We start from the raw sequence: 20,863 nt of genomic DNA, 5'->3' as shown, positions 1-20,863 counted from the left end.
CGGTCAGAGGCGCTCGCGCCCGTGCGGGCTGTGCCAGCTCTCCAGCTCCGGCCCCTTCGGCACGATGCCGGTCGGGTTGATGTCCTCGTGGACGACGTAGTAGTGCCGCTTGATCTGGTCGAAGTCGGTGTTCTCGCCGAAGCCCGGAGTCTGGAAGAGGTCGCGGGCATAGCCCCACAGCGCCGGCATCTCGGTGAGCTTGTTGCGGTTGCACTTGAAGTGGCCGTGATAGACGGGGTCGAAGCGGGCGAGGGTGGTGAAGAGGCGTACGTCGGCCTCGGTGATCGCGTCGCCCATCAGGTAGCGGCGGTCGGTGAGTCGCTCCTCGAGCCAGTCGAGCGCCGTCCACAGCCGGTCGTAGGCGTCCTCGTAGGCCTCCTGGGAGCCGGCGAAGCCGCAGCGGTACACACCGTTGTTGACCTCGGTGAAGATCCGCTTCATCACCGCCTCCATCTCCTCCCGGACGTCGTCGGGCCACAGGTCGGGAGCGTCGGGGCGGTGGTGGTCGCGCCACTCGAAGAAGAAGTCGTGGGTGATCCAGGGGAAGTCGTTGGTGACGACGGCCTTGGTCGGCTCGTCGACCATCGCCGGCACGGTGATGCCGCGCGGGTAGTCGGCGTAGCGGGCGAAGTAGGCCTGCTGCAGCCGCTCGTAGCCGAGGACCGGGTCGACGCCGCCCGGGTCGAGGTCGAAGGTCCAGCTGTTGACGTCGTGGGTGGGACCGGCCAGGCCCATCGAGATGACGTCCTCGAGGCCGAGCAGGTCGCGGACGATGATCGCCCGGTTGGCCCACGGGCAGGCCTTCGCGGCGACGAGGCGGTAGCGGCCGGGCTCGACCGGCCAGGTGGGCGCCTCGAGCTCACCGCCGGAGGTCGAGCCTGTCGAGACCCAGCCGTCCTGGCTGCGGCCCGGCTCGCGGGTGATCCGATCCGGGATGTAGTTCATGTCCCGGCTGAATTCCTTGCCCTGCTCGGTGTAGGTCGGCATGGACCGAGCCTAGGGCGGCCCCGGTGGGCGTGGCGGCGCTCAGTCGTTGCGGCGCCGGTAGAGGGTCGCCGGCCGACCGCGGAGGTTCGTCGCGCGCACCGGCTCGCCGTCGCGGACGAGCGGCTCGAGGAAGGGCTTCATCCGGCGGTTGAAGTTGTCCTTGTGGAGCTCCGCGCCGACCACGGCCTCGTGCACCTTGCGCAGCTGGTGGAGCGTGAACGGCTCGGGCAGGAAGCCGTCGGGGTCGGGGAGGACGTCGACGTAGCGGTAGCGGAACTCGTAGCGCTCGCGCAGCTGCTCCACGGCGGTCGACACGATCTCGTCGTGATCGAAGAGCAGGGGGCGCTCGTCGGCGAGGCGCCCACCGTCGGTCACGGCGACCAGGTCGCCGGTGGCGCCCGCGAGGTCGGCCTCGCGGAGCGAGAGCGAGTGCGCGATTGAGATCGCCCACGTCCGGTCGTCGCGCGCTGGGTCGTCGAAGACCCGCAGGAGTCTCGGCTCGACCCCGGGCGGGGGAGTGACGCCGACCTTCCGCTCCACGACGTCCGCGGTGGTCCGCGCGATCGTCCAGTGCTCGCGCACGAAGCCGCCCGGCAGTCCCCGCCCGTCGGGGTCGTGCCGGTCCTGCACGAGAAGACGCAGTCCGGGGTTTGTGTCGGACGGTCCTGAGACGGTGAGGATCGCGAGGTCGACGGTCACGCCGGGGCGGGGAAAGGACTCCAGCTCACGAGGTCGGGCCACTCGCCGAGATTAGCGCGACCGACGTGTTAATGTATAGCGACAACGACATGCTAAAGAGGTGGATGATGGACCTGAGCACCGCACAGACCGACCGCGCCTGCGGCGTTCTCCTCGCCAGCGCCGCAGGTGACGCCCTCGGTGCGGGCTACGAGTTCCGCACCGACCTCGCCGACGTCGTCCCCGCCATGATCGGCGGCGGCCTCGGCGACTTCGCGCCGGGGGAGTGGACCGACGACACGGCGCAGGCAGCGGCGATCGCCGTCGTCGCCGCCGACGGACTGGACCTCCGCAGCCCCGAGGCCCTGGACCGGATCGCCGCCGGGTTCGCCGACTGGTACGCCGGTGGCCCGGCCGACGTCGGCGTGCAGACCAGCTCGGTGCTGGCCCGGGCGGGCGCCAGCCCGACCGGCGCCGGGATGGCGGAGGCGGCGAAGGTCGTCCACGACCACAACGGCGGCCGCAGTGCCGGCAACGGCTCACTGATGCGCACCGGCCCGGTCGCGCTCGCCCACCTCGACGACCCCGCGGCGCTGGTGGAGGCCGCGATGGCGGTCAGCGCCCTCACTCACCACCAGGACATCGCCGGCGAGGCCTGCGCCGTCTGGTGCCTGATGATCCGCCACGCGGTCCTCACCGGCGATCTCCCCACGTGGGACGACATCGCCCCCTGGGTGCCCTCGCCCGAGAGGTGGCGCGACCTGCTCGCCGAGGCGGAGCGTCGCGAGCCGTCGTACTTCGTGCAGAACGGGTGGGCCGTCGGTGCGTTGCAGGCGGCGTGGTCGGCGATCACCCACACGCCCGTGCCCTCCGACGTCCCGTGCGGTCACCTGCAGGACGGCCTCGCGACCGCGATCCGCATCGGTCACGACACCGACACGGTCGCCGCGATCGCCGGGGCCCTGCTCGGTGCGCGTTGGGGGATGACGGCGGTCCCGGGAGAGTGGCGGCGGATCCTGCACGGCTGGCCGGGCATCACGGGCAAGGGCCTGGAGAAGCTCGCCTATCTCACCGTCAACGGCGGCGAGGTGGGTGCCTACGGCTGGCCGAAGGTGGACCGGATCGCAGAGGTGTAAAGTAGGTGTATGGCTCGCATGCGTACCAACATCGAGATCGAGGACGACTACGTCGCCGCGATCAAGGAGAGGTACGGCGTGCGCACCAAGACCGAGGCCGTCGACTTGGCCCTGCGGCATCTGGCCGGTGACCCGATGACGCGGGAGGAGGCGCTCGCGATGCGCGGAGCGGGTGCGGTCGGGGAGCTTCCCGACGACCAGCCGCCCGTCGACGTCGCGTGATCCTCGTCGACTCCTCGGCCTGGGTGGAGTTCGACCGCGCGAGTGGCAGCGCGGTCGATGTGAGCCTGGCCGGGCTCATCGCGGAGGAAGCGCCCCTGGTCGTCACCGAGCCGGTGGTGATGGAGGTCTGCGCCGGCGCGAAGTCGCCCCGTCGGGAGCGAGACCTGCGCCGACTGCTCGGCCGGTTCGGCCTCGCCCGCTTCGATCCCGCAGCCGACTTCAACGGTGCCCTGACGCTCTATCGCACCTGCCGCTCGTGTGGCGTGACTCCGCGGGGACTGATCGATTGCATGATCGCTGCGGTGGCGTTGCGTCACGACGCAGAGGTGTTGTCGCACGACCGGGACTTCGCCCGCATGGCCGAGGCGACCGGTCTTCGGCTGCACGTCGACTCGCTGCGTTGAATCGCGGCCTCCGGGGCTGTTGCAGGTTGCATCGGCACCCTCTGGAATGCTGGCCCCTTCCCGGGAAGTCGGTGCCGCAGGAGGCGAGGGAGGTGGGGTGGCAGTGAGTGAGATCGCCGGCGAGCTGGCGCGCGTCAAGGGCGCCTTCGCGCAGCCCACGCTCACCCTGCTCCATCAGCGTCAGGCAGCCGTGGTCATCACGATCTTCCGGGCTGCGTTCGGGCGCTCCAACAAGCCGATCCCGACCGCGCGGCTGCACTCCCAGGTCGAGGAGTACCTCGCCGAGGTCCGCCTCGCGGGGGAGTCGGAGGTGCCGAGTGGCAGCGGGCGTGACGTGTGCTAGCGGTGGATGCGCGGCCAGTGGCTGGTGCGCTCCCTCGACGAGCGCGGCGACGAGGTCTATGCGCTGACATCGCACGCCCAGCAGGCCCTCGAGCTGGTCAAGAACCTCGCCCGCGACCGGGCCACCCTCAGCGAGCACCGGATCGCGACGATCCTCGGCACCGTGCGGCGCTTCAACTCTGAGGCCAACCCCGACCGGGGTGCTCGGGTGACCCTCCTCAACGACGAGATCGCGCGACTCCAGCTCGAGCGCGACCGCCTCGTCGACGGAGCCGACATGGTCAGCGCGACCGAGGACTACATGGCCGAGGGCTTCACCGAGCTGCTCTCGCTCATCAGCGCGCTCCCGAGTGACTTCGCCCGTGTCGAGGAGCGCTTCGCGACCATCCGTGGCGAGATCCTGGGTGCCTTCCGGGCCGAGGAGCAGGCGGCCGGTCAGGTGATCGACGACTATCTCGCCCGCGCCGACGCACTCATGACCGCCACCCACGAGGGCCGAGCCTTCGAGGGTGCCTTCGCGCTGTTGCGCGACGACGCGCTCGTCACCCAGCTCCGCGAGGACCTCACCGCCCTGCTCGACCACCCGTTGTCCGACGGCATCCTCGGCGACGTCGATCGCGCCGAGCTCCGCGGCACGGTGCGCCTGGTCCGCGACGGCCTCGACCGGGTCCTCGCCCAGCGCAGCCGGGTCACCGCGACGCTCAAGGAATACATCGTCTCCCACGACGCCGCCCGGGACCGCGAGCTCGAGCAGACCCTGCGCCAGGTCGAGTCCGAGCTGATGACCTGGATGGCCGAGACCGGGCCCCGCGCCACCCACGACGTCTCGCTCCTGCCGAGCCGGGTCAGCATCGACCACCTGCGCGAGCGGTTCCACGACCCGGCCGACGACGTCCTGCCCGACCGGATCGCCGCTGCCGACCCCGCCGACGCGCCGGGCCTGTCGCCCGCCGAGCTGATGGCCCAGGGCGGGCCGCAGCTCGGCTCGCTGCGCCAGCGCCTCGACGACGCCCTGCGTGACCTGCTCCCCGCCGGCTCCCTCGGCGAGCTCTTCGACTCCCTCGAGCCCTCGCTGCGTCGCCCGGTCGAGATCTTCGGCCTCCTCCTCCTCGCCGCCAACCGGCAGCTCGCGCCCGACGACGCGCTCGAGGCCTTCGCCGCCGTACGCCCGGACGGGAGCGAGCGCACCTTCGCCGTGCCGCGCACCCCGCTGCCGGACCCCGACCTGACCCCCGGCCTCGACCGTGAGGAGACCCGCGCATGAGCCTCGACACCGACCTCGACACCGACCTCGACGTGGACGCCGACCTGGACGCCGACCTGGACTACGTCGAGGAGCTCGACGACTCCGTCTCCCTGTTCGAGGGGGACGAGGGCGGCCTCGACTACGGCCAGCGGCAGGCCCTCGTCGCTCTGCTCAAGCAGAGGTTCATCAGCGCCCGCACCCACCCCCGTGACTGGCAGGTCCTGATGGACGACGAGCGGGTCTTCCGCTCCCGCCTCAACGACCTCTTCCTCGACCTCCAGGGCGATCGCGAGCGCGAGGTCGCGTGGAAGCGGCAGGCGCAGTCCGAGGGCGGCGGTCGCTTCCCGACCCTGCTCCACGACACCGCCTGGTCGCGTGAGGAGACCCTCGTGCTGGTGCACCTGCGCGACCGGCTGCGCGCCGGTCTCGCCGGCGGCGACGTGCGGGTCTACGTCGACCGGGACGACCTGCTCGACTACGTCGCCAGCTACCGTCCCGGCCACGCCACCGATGAGTCCGGTGACGAGAAGCGCGCCCGCAACGCCGTCGCCAGCGTCGCCAAGGCCGGGCTGCTCATCGCGACGGCCGCCGAGGAGCGCTTCGAGATCAGCGAGGCCGTCGAGCCCCTGCTGCCGCTCGAGCTGCTGCAGGAGCTCCTGGAGGCGCTGCGCGAGGCCAACGGCACCACCTCGGCGTCCGCCGACGCGGTCGACGAGGCAGACCTGTTCGAGGAGGACGGCGAGTGAGCATCGACGAGGGTCTCGAGACGGCCGCGGGCGGCCTCCTCGACCACCGGGTGGACGGCCTGTTCGAGGAGCAGACGGTCGCAGCGCCGGTCGACGACACCGTCCAGTGGCGCGCGTCGCTGCTGCAGCTGGTCAACTGGGGCGGCTTCGGTGGGCTCACCACGGTGCCCCTCGATGGCGACGCCACGATGCTGTCCGGCGCCTCCGGCGTCGGGAAGTCGACCATCCTCGACGCCTACACGGCGCTGATGATGACCTCCGACACCAAGTTCAACGGCGCCTCCAACGACGCCGTCGCGGGCCGGGCCCGCAGCATCGGCCAGCGCAACCTGCTGTCCTACCTGCGCGGAGCGGTCGACGTCGTCGACGACCCGCGGACGGGGCGGCCGGTCGAGGTGCTGCTGCGCGGCAAGGGCGCCGACACGTGGGGCGCGGTCGCGATGACCTTCGTGTCCGACCAGGGTGGTCGGTTCACGGCGCTGCGCACCTACTACGTCCCGCGCCGGGCCAGCCGGTCCAGCGACGTCCAGATGCAGATGTGGACCCACGAGGGCGCGCTGCCGCTCGACAAGCTCGAGGCCGCCGTCCCCGACAAGTTCCACGCCAACGCCCTCAAGAAGCTCTTCCCCGGCGTCCGCGTCCACCGGACGTACGCCGAGTTCTCCGCCGTCCTGCACGCCCGACTCGGCATCGGCGCCAATGGCGACGGCGCCAAGGCGCTGAGGCTGCTCGCCCGCATCCAGGCCGGCAACCAGGTCCGCAGCGTCGACGAGCTCTACAAGGACATGGTGCTCGAGCGGCCCGCCACCTATGCCGCCGCCGACCGCGCCATCGAGCACTTCGACGACCTCGATGCCGCCCACGTGGCGATGCGCACCGAGCAGCAGAAGCTGGAGCTGCTCGAGCCGATCACCGAGATGCACGAGCGTCGCGAAGCGGCAGCGAAGCGCCTCGCCGAGCTCGACTCCTACGGTCTGACCCTCTCCGGCGACGAGACGCCGCTGCGCTACTGGCTGCTGCGCACCCACCTGCGCCTCATCGAGGGCGCCGTCGCCGCCAACCGCGAGGCGCGCACCGCGACCGTGCAGGCCCTCGCCTCCGCGCAGGCCGCCGAGCTGCAGCTCGCCGGCGACCTCGACGCCGCCAAGGAGGCGCACCGTGACGCGGGTGGCGGTGACCTCCAGCGGCTGGCCGCGCTCGCGGACGCGGAGCGCAACCTGCGGGTGGAGCGCGGCAACCGCCTCGCCGAGCTCGAGGAGCGGGTCTATCCGCTGATCGGCCTTCCCGACATCGACCCACCCGACCTCGAGTCGGCGTTGGAGGATGCCGGAGCCTTCACCGTCCTGCAGGAGCAGGCCCGCGAGCGGGTCGTCGCAGGGGAGAAGGAGCAGAAGCGCCTGCAGGCCGAACGCGAGACCGTGCTGCGCGAGCAGCAGTTCCCGCTCACGCAGGAGCAGTCAGTCCTCAAGCAGGAGCGGGCCTCGCTGGAGAGCCGGGCTGGCCGCGTGCCGTCCTACCTCCACGACCTGCGCACCGCGGTGGCTCGCGCGAGCGGCCTGTCCGTCGACGAGCTGCCGTTCGTCGCCGAGCTGATCGACGTCGCGCCGGAGGAGGCGCGCTGGCGGACGGCGGTCGAGACCGTCCTGGGCGGCAGCGCCCGGATGATGCTGGTCCCACTCCACCGTCTGCAGGACTTCTCCTCCGCGATCGACGAGCTGCGGCTGCCGGCCCGACTGACCTTCCAGGGCGTCGAGATCGACCTGCCCGGGACCGGTCCCTCCGACCCTGAGCGGATCGCCGGCAAGCTGCTGTTCAAGGATTCGCCGTTCGCCGGCTGGGTGCAGCAGCACGTCGAGGAGCCGTCGCGCAACGCGCTCTGCGTCGCGAACGCCGCCGACCTCGACGGCTCCGGCTTCCGGGTGACCCTCGCCGGACAGACCCGCAACGGACGCCGTGGCGCCCACGGCCGCAACGACGTCCGCAACATCATCGGCTTCTCCAGCGAGGATGCGATCGCCGAGATCGATGCACAGCTCGAGGACGTCGAGCGTCGGCTGGCGGAGATCGACGAGCGGCTGGCCGAGCTGGGACGTGTGTCCGGCCTGATCGACCTGCAGCGCAAGGCCTACGAAGCGATCGTGATGGTGCGCTTCGACGACGTCGACGTCGCCGGCAGTGACAAGCGGATCGCCGACCTGGAGGAGCGGCGGGCAGCGATCCTTGCCTCGGACGACCGGCTCCAGGTGCTCCAGGCGCAGATCGACCAGCTGGAGGCCGACCTCGGTCAGGCGCGCAAGGAGCGCTTCTCGCTCGAGCAGCGCAAGGACCGGCTCCAGGACGACCAGCGAGACCTCTACGACGCCGAGGACACCATCAAGGACCGGGTGTTCGCGATCGAGGAGTCCGGTGCGGTCGTCCTCGACGAGCAGCAGGAAGCAGCGCTGGAGCGGGACTTCGCCGCGGCGGCAGCGCCGGACGACCCCGAGGACCTGGACCGCTTCAACAACAACTCCCAGCGACTCGGCGAGCGGCTGCGCACCGCCCTCGCGGACGCCGAGGCGGAGATCCGTCGGTGCGACGAGGACCTCGCCCACATCTTCCGCAGCTACAAGTTCGCCTGGGACTCGCCCAACCTCGGCGCGGCGGTCGAGTCCTACCCCGACTACGCCCGCATCCTCGACGACATCCGCGGCAAGGGCCTTGCCGACCGGCACGCCGAGTGGCGGCGCCGCCTCACCGAGTGGAGCGGACAGGACCTCGTGCCACTGCTGGGCGCCATGTCCTCCAGTGTCGAGGAGATCGAGGACCGGCTCGAGCCGATCAACGCGATCCTGCGCCGCCTCGAGTTCGGCGCCGGCGGCGACCGCCTCCGGATCCGGCTGCGGCGCCTCGCGCCCGCGCAGGTCCAGGTGTTCATGAAGGACCTGCGCCGGCTCTCCGCCGGCACGACGACCGAGGTCAAGGACGAGGATCTCGAGAAGCGGTTCGCCGAGCTCAGCCGCTTCATGAAGCAGCTGCGTCGCGCTGACCACGCCGGCGACGTCAGCGCCTCCGGTGACCGTGACCGGCTGCTCGACGTCCGTCGTCACGTGGAGATCAGCGCCGAGCGCTATGACCACCTGACCGGTGAGGTGAAGGCGACCTACCGCACCCTCGGGGAGAAGTCCGGTGGCGAGAGCCAGGAGCTGGTCGCGTTCATCGTCGGCTCCGCGCTGCGGTTCCGTCTCGGCGACGAGATGCGTTCGCGGCCGCGGTTCGCGCCGGTCTTCCTCGACGAGGGCTTCGTCAAGGCCGACTCCGAGTTCGCCGGCCGTGCCGTGCAGGCGTGGAAGGGTCTCGGTTTCCAGCTGATCATCGGCGTCCCGCTCGACAAGGTCACCGGCCTCGAGCCGCACATGGACGAGCTGCTCGCGATCACCAAGAACGCCCGGACCCACCAGGCGTGGATCACGCCGATCCGCGACGCGGTCGAGACCGCCCCGGAGTGAAGGCTCCGGCCGACGCGCTCGCCGAGCTGGCCCGGCGTCTGGAGAAGACGTGGAGCCAGGTCGTCACGGGCGCGGCGTGGGCGACCGACATCCGACTCGGCTCGTCCGGGCTGACCGGGCAGCGACTCGCCGAGGTCTGGGACCAGGTGCACCCGGTCAGGACGGCGTGGCTGCACTGGGCGGAGTCGTCAGGGCCAGGCGTCGACCTGGAGTGGCGTGACGCACGGCTGCACCGCAGCGAGCAGCCGCTGCCCTCCGTGTTGAGGGTGGCCGACATCGACACCGCGGCACGCCTGCTGCAGGACGGTTGGCCGGCGCGACTGGCGCAGGGACGTTCACGCGCGACGCGGCTGGCCGACGACTTCCCGCACCACCCGGATCCGGCGGGCATCCTGCGCGCCACCCGCGAGCTCTCCGACGTGAACTTCGACCTGGTCGTCCGTGCCGCCCGGTGGTTCGCCGATCCGCACCCGGCCGGACTGACCGCTCGCCAGGTGCCGGTCGAGGGCATGGGCACCAAGTGGCTCGGCCACCACGGCGGCGTCGTACGACGCCTCGCCGGTCCGGCGTCCCTCGACCTCGAGCCGGGCCGGCCCTCGCGGGTGCACCTCACCTACCTCGACCCGACCCATCTCGACTCCGGCGGGCGGCGCCACGACGTCGCCACGATGGGCGACGTGGACGTCGTCGCCTACCAGCCCCGCCTCGTGCTCATCTCGGAGAACCGCGACACCGCGCAGCAGTTCCCGCGGGTCCCCGGGGGCATCGCGATCGAGGGCGACGGCAACGGGCCGGGAGCGATCCCCTCGCTGGGGTGGGTGCGCGCCTGCCCCGACGTCGTCTACTGGGGTGACATGGACGCCAAGGGGCTCGAGATCCTGGCATCGTTCCGGGCGGCGGGCCTCCCCGTCCGCTCGATGTTCATGGACATGACCGCCTACCGACGCTGGCAGCGCTTCGGCGTCGACCACAACCACAACGACACGCCGCTCGGGCCACGGCCGGCCCGCGCGATCGACCTCGAACCGGGGGAGCGTGAGCTCTATGAAGCCCTCTGCTCGCCCGAGTGGCCCGGACACCGGCGCATCGAGCAGGAGCGGATCCCGCTGGACGTGGCCGGTCAGGCGCTGGACGTACGGGATTGAACATCCCGTACGTACGTCATACGGTAGAGGCATGAGCGATCCCGTGTCCCCGTCGCAGCTCCGGCAGGATCTCTATCGGCTCCTCGACGGCGTGCTGGAGACCGGTCGTCCACTCGAGATCCTGCGCAAGGGCCGGCTGCTGCGCGTCGTTCCCGATCAGCCGGTCAGCCGTCTCGACCAGATCCGGACCGATGCCTCGGTGATCGTCGGGGATCCGGAGGACCTCGTCAGCGTCGACTGGTCGTCGGAGTGGGATCCCGCGCGGGCGCTGCATCCATGACCGCACCGCTGCACCTGGACACGCATGTGGTGATCTGGCTCTTCGCCGATCAGCGGCACCTCGTTGCGGGACCGGTGCTGGATCGTCTGGAGACCGACGACCTGCGCATCTCGCCCATGGTCCGCCTCGAGCTCACCTATCTCCACGAAGTCGGCCGGATCGCCGTACCCGCTGCCCGGATCCTCGACGAGCTCGAGCGATCGATCGGACTGACCGACGACACGACACCGTTCGCGCTGGTGACGCGAACCGCGGCCGAGCAACGATGGACCCGCGATCCCTTCGACCGGGTCATCGCGGCGCAGGCCCTGGCTGGATTCGGCGTCCTGGCCACGAAGGACGCCATGATTCGCGAGGCACTGCGCGGCTATGCCCTCTGGGGCTGACGAGCCGCCCGCAGTGTCGCCGCGATGACGGTCGGGGTCTCGGCGGGGTCGACGACGTCGTCGATCTCGAAGACCCGGGCGACGTTGAGCGCGCTGGCCTGACGGCGCAGGAGGGCGGTGTTCTCGGCCACCACGCGCTCCCGCTCCTCCGCGTCGAGTGCCGCGAGCTCGTGCGCCATCGCCAGGCGTACGGCGCCCTCCAGCCCCATCGCGCCGAGGTGGGCGTCCGGCCACGCGATCGTCAGGTGTGGCCGGTGCGTGCTGCCGCCGAGCATCGCCTGGGCGCCCAGACCATAGCCGCGGCGCAGCACGACCCCGACCAGCGGGACGGTGAGACGCGCGCCTGCGGTGACCATCCGGGAGGCCTCGCGCACCAGTCCGGTCTCCTCGGCGTCCGGGCCGACCATGAAGCCCGGGGTGTCGACCAGCGACACGACGGGCAGACGCCAGCGCTCGCAGAGGTCGAGGAAGTCGGCGGCCTTGGTCGAGGCGCCGGTGGTCAGCGCCCCGCCCATGTGGGTGGACTGGTTGGCGAGGACACCGACAGGCAGGCCGTGGATCCGCGCGAAGGCGGTGACCAGCTCCGGCGCGAAGGCCTCGCGCAGCCACAGCACGGTGTCCGGGTCGGCCAGCGCCTCGACGACCGGGCGGACGTCGAAGGCCTCCCGCTCGTTGGCCGGCATCAGGTCGCGCAGCGCGGCCGGGTCAGTGGGGCCCGTCGAGTCGACCGGCCCGTCGAGCAGCCCCAGCACCTCCCGGGCCACGGCCACGGCGGCCGCCTCGTCGTCGACGACGACGTCGAGCACGCCGTTGGCCGACTGGACCTCGACCGGCCCGATCTCCTCGGGGGCGAACTGGCCGAGCCCGCCGCCGGCGATCATCGCCGGTCCCGCCATGCCGAGGTTGGCGTCCGGTGTCGCGATCCGCAGGTCCGCACAACCGGCGATCACGGCGTTGCCGGCGAAGCAGCGCCCCGACACGATCGCGATCCTCGGGGCGACGCCCTGCAGCTCGCCCCACAGCGCGAACGACCCGACGTCGAGCGCCGAGACGAGCGGGATGTCGGTGTCGCCGGGGCGTCCGCCACCGCCCTCGGTGAAGAAGACCGTCGGCAGTCCCATCCGTCCGGCCAGCTCGATGAGGCGGTCCGACTTGCGGTGACCGCGCATGCCCTGGGTGCCAGCCATCACCAGGTAGTCGTAGGACAGCACCGCCACCGGGCGGCCGGCCACGGTCGCCGTACCGCCGATGATGCCGTCGGCCGGGGTCTCGACGACCAGGTCGGCCAGGTCGCGCCGCGACTCCTGGGCGGCGGTGACGAAGCGGCCGTATTCGACCAGCGAGCCCGGGTCGACGAGGTCGGCGATGTTCTCCCGCGCCGTGCGCCGGCCCTTCGCGTGCCAGCGGTCGACCTTGTCCGGCCGGGCGGCGTCGGTGGTGAGGTGGCGGCGGGCGAGCAGCTCCAGCAGGCCCTCGGCGGGCGCGTCGTCGGTCACCCGGCCATCATGGCCGACTCGTCGCACTAGGGTCGCCTGCATGCACTACGTCGGGGTGGACCTCGCCTGGGGTGAGCGCCGACCCACCGGGCTCGCCGTCGTCGACGCCGCGGGCCGGCTGGTGGCGGTCAGCGCCGTGCAGACCGACGACGAGATCGAGGCGACCCTGGCGCCCTACGTCGAAGGTCCGTGCCTGGTCGCGATCGACGCCCCGTTGATCGTGCGCAACGCCACCGGCAACCGGCCGGCGGAGAAGGCGCTCAACAAGGACTTCCACCGCTTCGACGCGGGCGCGCATCCCTCCAACACCGGCAAGCGGGAGTTCAGCGACCAGCCGCGCGGCGCCCGCCTCGCCGCGCGCCTCGGGCTCGACATCAACCCGCGCTCGGGCCGCGCCCGTCGCGGCATCGAGGTCTATCCCCACCCCGCGACCGTCGCGCTGTTCCGGCTGGGCCGGACCTTGAAGTACAAGGACAAGCCCGGTCGTGACCTCGACCGGCTCCGCGCCGAGCTGCTCGTGCTGATGCGCCTGGTGGAGGGCCTCGCCAGCGCCGACCCGGCGCTGCACGTCGACGGCCCGGCCTGGCGCGGCCTCACCTCGGCCGTCGTGGAGGCGGCTCGCAAGAGCGAGCTGCGGGTCGTCGAGGACCAGGTCGACGCCGTCGTGTGCGCCTACATCGCCCTCTTCGCCGACCGTCGGCAGGCCGACACGGTCGTCTACGGCGACCTCGAGACCGGTTACATCGTCACGCCGCGCCTGCCGACCGACCTGGTGCCCACGCCTCGCGGCGCCCGGGCCGGCGATCCGGTGGCGGCGGCCCCGGTCGCGCCCGACATCGGCGCCGCCGTCCGGGAGTACGCCGACAGCTGGCCCGTCGTGCGGGCGGCGACCGACGACTACGTCCAGCTCGTCACCGGCATCCTCGACGAGGCCGGCATCAACTACCTGACGGTGAGCGGGCGAGCCAAGTCGCTGTCCTCCTTCGCGGCGAAGGCGGCCCGCACCGCCGGGGGCCATCCCGTCTATGTCGACCCGCTCCGCGAGATCACCGACCAGGTGGGGGTGCGGGTCATCGCCTACGTGCACAGCGACGTGCAGGCGGTGGTCGAGCTGCTGGCCGACCAGGCCGAGGTGCTGGACGACCGCGACCTGGGCCGCGAGACCGCGAGCGAGGGGCGTTTCGGCTACGCCAGCCGACACCTGCTGATCCGCGGCCCCGGCCGCGACCGGGTCGCGCAGATCCAGATCCGGACCGTCCTGCAGCATGCGTGGGCGGAGTTCGAGCACGACATCCGCTACAAGGGCACGATCCCGGTCGAGCACGTCCCCGACTTCGACCGGCGCTTCACGCTCGCCGCCGGTCTGCTCGAGCTCGCCGACCGCGAGTTCTCGAGCATCCGTGAGCGGATCCAGGAGGGGATGTCCGGCGCCGACGCGCGTGACGAGGACGGCGATCCACGGATCGACCCCCGGGAGCTGGCCGCCTTCCTCGCCGGCCAGTATGCCGATGCCGGCTGGTCGCGAACGGACCACTACCGCTGGATGTCGGAGCTGGTGCTCGAGCTGGGGGTGACGTCGCTGGCCGAGCTCGCCGACGCGCTCCGGGCCATGGATGCCGACCTGCTCCGTGAGCGGATGGGCTACCGCTATCCGCCCGGTGCCGTGCGGCGTCTCGACGACGCGCTGCTCTGGATCCACGGCGAGGACTACGTGGGCCTGCGGGCCAACGCCGACCGGGTGCCGGCCCTGCGCGCGCGGCTCGCGCGCATGCGTGGCGCCTGACACATCCGCGGTCGCGGCCGCTGGTGGTGTGGGAGGGTGGCGCCGACCCGCGCCCGCAGGGGCGCTGCCGCCGAACGAAAGGTCCGCCCGTGCGCGCCACCGCCACTGCCACCGTCACCGCTCCCGTCAGCCAGGTCTGGGCGGCGCTCGCCGACCACGAGGCGATGGCGTCCTGGGGGCCCGGCATGAAGGTGACGATGGCCAAGCTGGGCGCCGACGAGCCCAACGGGGTCGGTGCCGTGCGCTCGATCAAGGCGCCCGGTCCGGCGCCGGCGATCGTGGAGGAGATCGTGCGCTTCGAGCCCGACCACGCGCTCGGCTACCGCGCGCTCAGCGGCGTGCCCTTCCGCGACTACAGCGGCGAGGTCGTCCTGACCGCGGTCGGCGGCGGCACGCGGATCGAGTGGACGCTCAACGCCGACCAGCGGATCCCGCTGGTCGAGGCCGTCGCGCTCAAGACCGTCTCGGTGACGCTGCTGCAGCTCTTCGTCCGGGCCGTCAAGCGCGGCTGACCGCCCCGGTCCGCCGGGTCAGGGCGCGACCACCTCGGTGACGGTCACCGCGACGTCGACCGAGAGGCCGCCGACCGTGGCGGTGACGATCGCGATGTCGTCGTCGACGTTGTCGTCGGTCAGCCCCTGCACGGTCACGCTCGCCGTGGTCTGACCTGCCGGGATCGTCACGGTGCCCAGCGTCGTGACCGCCGCGGTCGGGTCGGAGCTGGACAGGGCCACCTCGACCGCTGTCGTCGACGCCACCGCGAGCACGAGGTCGAAGGTCGTCTCCCCGCCCTCGGACACCGAGAGCAGGACGGGGTCGGCCGTCAGGTCCTGCGCCGCGCCGGTCGAGGCCAGTGGTGCGCCCGACGGGCGACCGCTGCCGCCGGTGCCGACGGCGACCACCCGGTAGTGGTAGTCCGTCTCGGGCGCGACGGTCGTGTCGACGTACGACAGGTCGGTGACGACGGCGACCTGGCTGAAGGGCCCGTCGTCGCTGCGCCTCTCGATGCGGTACGACGCCACGGCGGCGCCGTTGGTCGGGGCGCTCCAGGTGAGCGCGACCTGCCACTGGAGGCCGACCATCGTAGGGGTGACCGTGGGGGCGGACGGCTGTCCGGGGAGGGCAGCGGCGCTCGCCCAGGAGCTGCACTGGCCGAGGGTGTTGCAGGCCCGGACGAACTGGTCGGTGAGCCCGTCGACGGCGGCGAGGCTGGTCTGCCCGGCCGGCAGCTCGTTCCCGGGGGCGAGCGGGTCGGTGGTGACCTCGTAGTGGTCGAGCGGGGCGCCGCCGGTGATGGTGGGCGCGGACCAGGTGAGCACGTACTGGCCGTCCCCCTCGTCCCAGGCCAGGGCCGCACCCGCGGGCGCGGCAGGCGTGCCGACCGGCGGGCTCGTGGTGATGGCGGTCGCGGGCCCGTAGCCGATGTTGGCGATGCCCGGCCGGGCGCTGACGCGGAAGTCGTAGCTCTCGCCGTTGACCAGTCCGGGGACGGTGAGTGCCGTCGTCGGCGCCGTCGTCGTGGTGACCTCACTCCAGGTGGCCCGGTCGTCGTCGCTGCGCTCGACCAGGTAGGTGGTGGCGGCGGGCCGGCCAACCGCGGCGTCGGCGATGGGGGCATCCCAGTCGAGGACCGCCTCGCCGTTGCCGCTGGTCACGGTGAGCGCCTGGACGGCGTTGGGCACGGTGTAGGCGCGGTAGGGGCCGGCGCCTCCGTAGGGGCCGTAGCCCGCGGCGTTGTGGGCGCGCACGCGGAGCCAGTAGCGGCTGCCGGGGGTCAGGCCGGCGAAGGCGGCGGAGAGCGTGGTGACCTTCCTGGTGGCCGACCAGGTCGCGCCGTCGGTGGAGATCTGCGCGGCGTAGTGGTCGATGGCGGCGCCGTTGGCGGCGGCATTGCCCCAGCGTGCGCGCAGCTCGGAGTCCCAGGTGTCGGCCTCCAGACCGGGTACACCGCCGGGCGTGGCGCGAGGCGTGGCCGCCACCTGACGGCTGGCCGGGCTCCAGCCCACGCGGTTGTGGGCCAGGACGCGGTAGTAGTAGGTGGTGCCGTTGAGGAGACCGGTGTTGGTCCAGGCGAGCGTGCGGGCTCCGAGGGTGCGGACGGTGCCCCACTTCTGGGTGTTGGGGTTCCACCGCTGGACGACGTAGCGGTCGATCGACGCGCCACCGGTGCGTGACGGCCTGAGCCAGGCGACCTTGACGGCATGGTTGAGCGCGGTGGCCGTCGCCGCCCGCGGGGCCGTCGGACGGGTGGCCGCCTCGGCGGGCGACCCGACCAGCAGCACTGCGGCGACCATCGCGACGGCGACCAGTCGAGCGACGATCTTCATCAGTTCCCCCTGCACACGACGCAACGACGCAAGCGACGCTAGTCGACGCAGGCCGAGAGCGCTGGCGAAGGCAACCATCGGATGCGCGGGAGGATCGTCCAGGGTCGGTCTGGATCCGGGATCAGGAGTCGAAGCCCAGGCCCAGGCGGTCCAGGGTGCGCAACCACAGGTTGCGCCGGCCGGTGGCGTCGGCCCGGGCGGCAGCCCAGCGGGTGAGCTGTATCCCCGTCCAGGCGAGCGGCTCCGGCGGGAACGGCAGCGGGCGCTCGCGGACCATCTGCAGCTCGGTGCGCGGCGTGGGCCGGCCGCCCAGCAGGTCCAGCATCACGTCGGCGGCGAACCGCGAAGCGCCGACGCCGAGGCCGGTGAACCCGGCGGCGTGGGCCACCTGGCCGTCGTACTCCAGGCCGAAGAAGGCGCAGAAGCGGGTGCAGGTGTCGATGACCCCACCCCAGCGGTGACTGAAGGCCAGGCCCTCCAGCTGGGGGAAGGTCTCGCGGAAGTGCTCGGCGAGCAGGAGATGGGTGGCATCGCGCTGCTCGTGGGCAGGGGCGATCGACCGGCCGAAGTGATAGACGGCGTCGTAGCCGCCCCACAGGATCCGCCGGTCGGCCGTCAGCCGGTAGTAGTGGAAGAGGTTGCCGGCATCGGCCACGCCGCAGCGTGTGTCCCACCCGATCGACGCCAGCTGCGCGTCGGACAGCGGCTCGGTCGCCAGGACGTGGTCATAGACCGGCACCACCCGGCGCCGGACCCGGCGCGAGAGGTCCGTGAACGCGTTGGTGGCGAGCGCCACCTGCCGGGCCCGGATCGTCCCAGAGCCGGTGCGGACGACGACGCCGTCGCGCTCGCGGTCGAGGCCGGTCACCCGCGTCCGCTCGAGGATCCGCACGCCGAGCGACTCGGCCGTGTCGGCGAGCCCCCAGGCCAGGCGCGCCGGATCGATCATCGCGCAGCCCTCGGCGTCCAGGCGCCCGGCGAGATAGGTGGGGGAGTCGACCATCGCGCGCACGGCGTCGCGGTCGAGGAAGCCCGGCTGCTCCGGCGCCAGGTCGGCGACCTCGTGCCGGCGGGTGGCGACGGTCAGCTGCCCGGTGCGCTCCCAGCCGCAGTCGATCCCGTGCCGCGCGACGGTGGCGCCGATGGCGTCGAGGTTCTCGAGGCCGAGTCGGTCGAGCTCGTCGTACTCCTGCGGCCAGCGGTCGCGTCCGTTGGCCTCCCCGTGGGTGAGGCTCGCCTCGCAGAAGCCACCATTGCGCCCGGTCGCGTGCTCGGCGATCCGGTCGCCCTCGACGAGCAGCACGGAGCGACCGGGATCGCGCTCGACCGCCCGCACCGCCGTCCACAGTCCGGTGAAGCCGCCGCCGACCACGACCAGGTCGACGGCTCCCTCGACCCCACCCGTGCGCGGAGCGGGCCGGTCGGGGGTGTCGAGCCAGAGGACCGCCGGTTTCATCGCTGTCCCATCAGGACGGGTCGAGCTCCTGGATGCCCCACGGCGAGCCGTAGGCGGTGAGCAGGTCGAGGAAGGGCACCGCGTCGAACGCCTCCGGCCCGAGCACCCCGGCGCCGTGCCACACCCGGGTCGCCAGCAGCTCCAGCGCGATCACCGGGTTGATGGCGGTCTGCCAGACCACGCACTGGTGGCCGTACTCGGCCATCGACCACTCGTTGTCCACGACGTGGTGGAGGTACGTCGAGCGCGGCTCGCCGTCCGTGCCGCGACCCGTGACCCACAGGCCGGCGCAGGTCTTGCCCGTCATCCGTGGGCCGATCGTCGCGGGGTCGGGCAGCACGGCCGCCACGACGTCACGGGGGCTGACCTCCACGCCCTTGACCCTCACCTTCTCGGTGCTGTCCAGGCCGAGGGTGTGGAGCGCCTTGAGGATCGTGATGAACTCCTCGCCGAGGCCGTACTTGAAGGTCGCACGCCGGCAGTCGACCCAGCGCGGCATGAGGAGGACCTCCTCGTGCTCGACGTTGACGCACTCGACCGGTCCGATGCCCTCGGGGAAGTCGAAGACCTCCGGCTCGGAGAATGGGGGAGTCGTGAACCAGCCGCGCTCCCGCTCCCAGATCACCGGTGGGTTCAGGCACTCCTCGATGGTCGTCCACATCGAGAAGGACGGCGCGAAGATCTCGTTGCCGTCGTCGTCGGTGACGACGAGGTTGGCGCCGTCGCGGGTGCCGAGCTCGTCGATCTCGGAGAAGAGGTGGTCGGCGGCATAGCGGGCGAAGACGTCGGAGAGTCCGGGCTCGACGCCCATCCCGACCAGCGCGAGCCGCCCGGCCTCCTCCCACCGCGACTCCTGCGCGAACTGCAGGTCGCCGAGCTTGACGCCGGTGGTCGTGTGGGGCGTCTCCGGGTGCGGCGTCGAGAGCGACATCGCCATGTCGACGTAGTCGGCGCCCGCGGCGAACGCGCCCTCGAAGACGGGCATGTTGAAGACGGGGTCGACGGCGTTCATCACGTGGGTGATCCCGTGCTCGTGGCACAGGGCGGTCACCGACGCCGCGGACGACGCGTCGATCCGCGCGGCGACGTAGCGGCTGTCCTGGGCCGCTGCCCGCTCCGCCCGCCCGAGGTCGTAGTCGGCGACCACGATCTCCTCGAAGAAGTCCCGGCGCGCCGCGATCGCCGCGAACGCGCCGCCCACACCGCCGGCGCCGACGAGAAGGATCCTCACGACGTCACTCTCCCGTGTAGGACATCACGTGCTTGATGCGCGTGTAGTCCTCGAGGCCGTACATCGACAGGTCCTTGCCGTAGCCGGAGCTCTTGAAGCCGCCGTGCGGCATCTCGGACACGAACGGGATGTGGGTGTTGATCCACACGACACCGAAGTCGAGCTTGTTGGACATCCGCAGCGCGCGGGCGTGGTCGGTGGTCCACACGCTGGAGGACAGGCCGTACTGCACGCCATTGGCCGATCGCAGGGCCTCGGCCTCGTCGGCGAAGCGCTGCACGGTGATGACCGGGCCGAAGACCTCGGTCTGGCTGATCTCGTCGTCCTGGCGCAGGCCCGAGACGACGGTCGGCTCGAAGAAGTAGCCGCCCTCGCCACCGGCCACGGACGCTCGCCCACCACCGGCCTCGATCGTGGCGTGGTCGGGTAGGCGGTCCACCATCCCGGCCACGCGGGCCAGCTGGTCGGGGTTGTTGAGCGCGCCGTAGAGGACGTCGGGGTCGTCGGGCATCCCGGTCCGCGTCGACCGGGCCTGCTCGGCGAGCGCGGCGACGAGGTCGTCGTACGCCCCCTCGGCGACGAGGACCCGGGTGGCGGCCGTGCAGTCCTGACCGGCGTTGAAGTAGCCGGCCGTCGCGATCGCCTCGGCGGCGCTGGCGATGTCGGCATCGTCGAACACCACGACCGGCGCCTTGCCGCCGAGCTCGAGGTGGACCCGTTTGAGACCCGCGGCCGCGGTCCCGGCGACCTCGGTGCCGGCGCGGACCGAGCCGGTGATGGCGACCAGCTGGGGCGTCGGGTGCTCGATCAGCGCCCGGCCGGTGTCGCGGTCGCCGCACACGACGTTGAGGACGCCGGGGGGCAGGAACTCCGCGGCGAGCTCGGCGAGCAGCACCGTGCTGGCGGGGGTGGTGTCGCTCGGCTTGAGGACGATCGTGTTGCCGGCCGCGAGGGCGGGCGCGACCTTCCAGATCGCCATCATCAGCGGGTAGTTCCACGGCGTGACCTGGGCGACCACGCCGATCGGCTCGCGCCGGATCCACGACGTGTGGTCGGCGAGGTACTCACCCGCGCTGCGTCCCTCCAGCACCCGGGCCGCTCCGGCGAAGAACCGCAGCTCGTCGACCGCCGGCGGCAGCTCCTCCTCCGCGGTCAGCCCGATCGGCTTGCCGGTGTTGTCGCACTCGGCGCGGACGAATTCCTCGGCCCGGTCCTCCAGCGCCTGCGCGATCCGCAGCAACGCCTCCTGGCGCTCCTTGGGGGTCGTGGACCCCCAGGTCTCGAACGCCGAGGCGGCCGCGGTCATCGCCCGGTCGACGTCCTCCGGCCCGCTCGCGGGGGAGGTGGCGTACGCCGCCCCCGTGGCCGGGTTGACGACCGGGAGGGTGGCGCCGGAGGCCGCGTCCACCGACGCGCCGCCGATGAAGTTGCGCAACGTCTGCATGGCCCGAGGTTAGTCAGCATCCCGTGGGGACGGAAGCCTCCCCGCAACGAAATCCGTCGCGACAGG

At 72.1% G+C, this 20,863-nt stretch carries 17 protein-coding genes and 1 pseudogene; 11 read left to right on the top strand and 7 right to left on the bottom strand.

The window, feature by feature from the left end:
- Nucleotides 1-3: 3 nt before the first annotated feature.
- Together E9934_RS06870 and E9934_RS06865 are read right to left on the bottom strand one after the other, a co-directional pair.
- The gene (locus E9934_RS06870) at nt 4-987 is read right to left on the bottom strand and encodes a glutathione S-transferase family protein (RefSeq protein WP_136562146.1); all 984 of its coding nucleotides are present in this window, start codon (nt 985-987) and stop codon (nt 4-6) included.
- Between the two features lie 39 nt (nt 988-1,026).
- Entirely contained in the window at nt 1,027-1,728 is a 702-nt protein-coding gene (locus E9934_RS06865; RefSeq protein WP_136562145.1) for an NUDIX hydrolase, read from the bottom strand.
- 47 nt (nt 1,729-1,775) lie between these two features.
- Here E9934_RS06865 and E9934_RS06860 point away from each other — a divergent pair, with 47 nt between their 5' ends.
- The 9 genes and pseudogenes from E9934_RS06860 (at nt 1,776) to E9934_RS06820 (ending at nt 11,060) form a co-directional block, all read left to right on the top strand.
- Entirely contained in the window at nt 1,776-2,801 is a 1,026-nt protein-coding gene (locus E9934_RS06860) for an ADP-ribosylglycohydrolase family protein (RefSeq protein WP_158294951.1), read from the top strand.
- A 9-nt stretch (nt 2,802-2,810) separates the two neighbouring features.
- Entirely contained in the window at nt 2,811-3,023 is a 213-nt protein-coding gene (locus tag E9934_RS06855; protein WP_136562143.1) for a type II toxin-antitoxin system VapB family antitoxin, read from the top strand.
- The gene (gene vapC / locus E9934_RS06850; RefSeq protein ID WP_136562142.1) at nt 3,020-3,427 is read left to right on the top strand and encodes a type II toxin-antitoxin system VapC family toxin; all 408 of its coding nucleotides are present in this window, start codon (nt 3,020-3,022) and stop codon (nt 3,425-3,427) included. Before E9934_RS06855 ends, vapC begins: the two co-directional genes overlap by 4 nt.
- A 46-nt stretch (nt 3,428-3,473) precedes the next feature.
- Nucleotides 3,474-5,033, top strand: a pseudogene (locus E9934_RS06845) (DUF3375 domain-containing protein).
- Complete coding sequence (locus E9934_RS06840) at nt 5,030-5,761, top strand: DUF4194 domain-containing protein (RefSeq protein ID WP_136562141.1); 732 nt, start codon at nt 5,030-5,032, stop codon at nt 5,759-5,761. The pseudogene E9934_RS06845 and the gene E9934_RS06840 overlap by 4 nt, the downstream one beginning before the upstream one ends.
- The gene (locus tag E9934_RS06835) at nt 5,758-9,249 is read left to right on the top strand and encodes an ATP-binding protein (protein ID WP_238694810.1); all 3,492 of its coding nucleotides are present in this window, start codon (nt 5,758-5,760) and stop codon (nt 9,247-9,249) included. The genes E9934_RS06840 and E9934_RS06835 overlap by 4 nt, the downstream gene beginning before the upstream one ends.
- Entirely contained in the window at nt 9,246-10,394 is a 1,149-nt protein-coding gene (locus E9934_RS06830; RefSeq protein ID WP_158294950.1) for a DUF3322 and DUF2220 domain-containing protein, read from the top strand. The genes E9934_RS06835 and E9934_RS06830 overlap by 4 nt, the downstream gene beginning before the upstream one ends.
- Before the next feature lie 31 nt (nt 10,395-10,425).
- Nucleotides 10,426-10,674: a type II toxin-antitoxin system Phd/YefM family antitoxin gene (locus tag E9934_RS06825; protein ID WP_136562139.1), complete on the top strand. Its 249-nt coding sequence runs from the start codon at nt 10,426-10,428 to the stop codon at nt 10,672-10,674.
- A complete protein-coding gene (locus tag E9934_RS06820; RefSeq protein WP_136562138.1) occupies nt 10,671-11,060 on the top strand; it encodes a type II toxin-antitoxin system VapC family toxin in 390 nt (129 codons plus the stop codon). The genes E9934_RS06825 and E9934_RS06820 overlap by 4 nt, the downstream gene beginning before the upstream one ends.
- Here E9934_RS06820 and E9934_RS06815 read toward each other — a convergent pair.
- The gene (locus tag E9934_RS06815; RefSeq protein WP_136562137.1) at nt 11,042-12,556 is read right to left on the bottom strand and encodes an acyl-CoA carboxylase subunit beta; all 1,515 of its coding nucleotides are present in this window, start codon (nt 12,554-12,556) and stop codon (nt 11,042-11,044) included. The two genes, E9934_RS06820 and E9934_RS06815, sit on opposite strands and share 19 nt — an antisense overlap.
- Nucleotides 12,557-12,596: 40 nt before the next feature.
- On the opposite strand from E9934_RS06815, the gene E9934_RS06810 reads away from it, so the two are divergent.
- Together E9934_RS06810 and E9934_RS06805 are read left to right on the top strand one after the other, a co-directional pair.
- On the top strand, nt 12,597-14,339 hold the full coding sequence (locus E9934_RS06810) for a DUF429 domain-containing protein (protein WP_136562136.1): 1,743 nt from the start codon (nt 12,597-12,599) through the stop codon (nt 14,337-14,339).
- 89 nt (nt 14,340-14,428) lie between these two features.
- Nucleotides 14,429-14,851: an SRPBCC family protein gene (locus tag E9934_RS06805; protein WP_136562135.1), complete on the top strand. Its 423-nt coding sequence runs from the start codon at nt 14,429-14,431 to the stop codon at nt 14,849-14,851.
- Nucleotides 14,852-14,869: 18 nt separating this feature from the next.
- Here the strand turns inward: E9934_RS06805 and E9934_RS06800 are convergent, their stop codons facing one another.
- The 4 genes from E9934_RS06800 to E9934_RS06785 all read right to left on the bottom strand — a co-directional run bounded on the left by E9934_RS06800 (nt 14,870) and on the right by E9934_RS06785 (nt 20,797).
- On the bottom strand, nt 14,870-16,666 hold the full coding sequence (locus E9934_RS06800; protein ID WP_158294949.1) for a fibronectin type III domain-containing protein: 1,797 nt from the start codon (nt 16,664-16,666) through the stop codon (nt 14,870-14,872).
- Between the two features lie 121 nt (nt 16,667-16,787).
- Nucleotides 16,788-18,122 carry an NAD(P)/FAD-dependent oxidoreductase gene (locus E9934_RS06795; protein WP_136562133.1) on the bottom strand — a complete coding sequence of 445 codons (1,335 nt, stop codon included), beginning with the start codon at nt 18,120-18,122 and terminating at the stop codon, nt 16,788-16,790.
- A gap of 10 nt (nt 18,123-18,132) precedes the next feature.
- Complete coding sequence (locus E9934_RS06790) at nt 18,133-19,353, bottom strand: saccharopine dehydrogenase family protein (RefSeq protein WP_136562132.1); 1,221 nt, start codon at nt 19,351-19,353, stop codon at nt 18,133-18,135.
- A 4-nt stretch (nt 19,354-19,357) separates the two neighbouring features.
- Nucleotides 19,358-20,797: a gamma-aminobutyraldehyde dehydrogenase gene (locus E9934_RS06785; protein ID WP_136562131.1), complete on the bottom strand. Its 1,440-nt coding sequence runs from the start codon at nt 20,795-20,797 to the stop codon at nt 19,358-19,360.
- Nucleotides 20,798-20,863: the final 66 nt, after the last annotated feature.

This window comes from Nocardioides caeni (assembly GCF_004912195.1).
GTDB classification, from domain to species: Bacteria; Actinomycetota; Actinomycetes; order Propionibacteriales; family Nocardioidaceae; genus Nocardioides; species Nocardioides caeni.
This window is presented reverse-complemented; position numbering and strand designations above follow the sequence as displayed.

Bases quoted from the DNA above. Each gene is read 5' to 3' on its own strand.
- E9934_RS06870 (WP_136562146.1), bottom strand. From the start codon at position 987: ATGCCGACCTACACCGAGCAGGGCAAGGAATTCAGCCGGGACATGAAC.
- E9934_RS06860 (WP_158294951.1), top strand. From the start codon at position 1,776: ATGCTAAAGAGGTGGATGATGGACCTGAGCACCGCACAGACCGACCGC.
- E9934_RS06855 (WP_136562143.1), top strand. From the start codon at position 2,811: ATGGCTCGCATGCGTACCAACATCGAGATCGAGGACGACTACGTCGCC.
- E9934_RS06840 (WP_136562141.1), top strand. From the start codon at position 5,030: ATGAGCCTCGACACCGACCTCGACACCGACCTCGACGTGGACGCCGAC.
- E9934_RS06825 (WP_136562139.1), top strand. From the start codon at position 10,426: ATGAGCGATCCCGTGTCCCCGTCGCAGCTCCGGCAGGATCTCTATCGG.
- E9934_RS06820 (WP_136562138.1), top strand. From the start codon at position 10,671: ATGACCGCACCGCTGCACCTGGACACGCATGTGGTGATCTGGCTCTTC.
- E9934_RS06810 (WP_136562136.1), top strand. From the start codon at position 12,597: ATGCACTACGTCGGGGTGGACCTCGCCTGGGGTGAGCGCCGACCCACC.
- E9934_RS06800 (WP_158294949.1), bottom strand. From the start codon at position 16,666: ATGAAGATCGTCGCTCGACTGGTCGCCGTCGCGATGGTCGCCGCAGTG.
- E9934_RS06795 (WP_136562133.1), bottom strand. From the start codon at position 18,122: ATGAAACCGGCGGTCCTCTGGCTCGACACCCCCGACCGGCCCGCTCCG.
- E9934_RS06785 (WP_136562131.1), bottom strand. From the start codon at position 20,797: ATGCAGACGTTGCGCAACTTCATCGGCGGCGCGTCGGTGGACGCGGCC.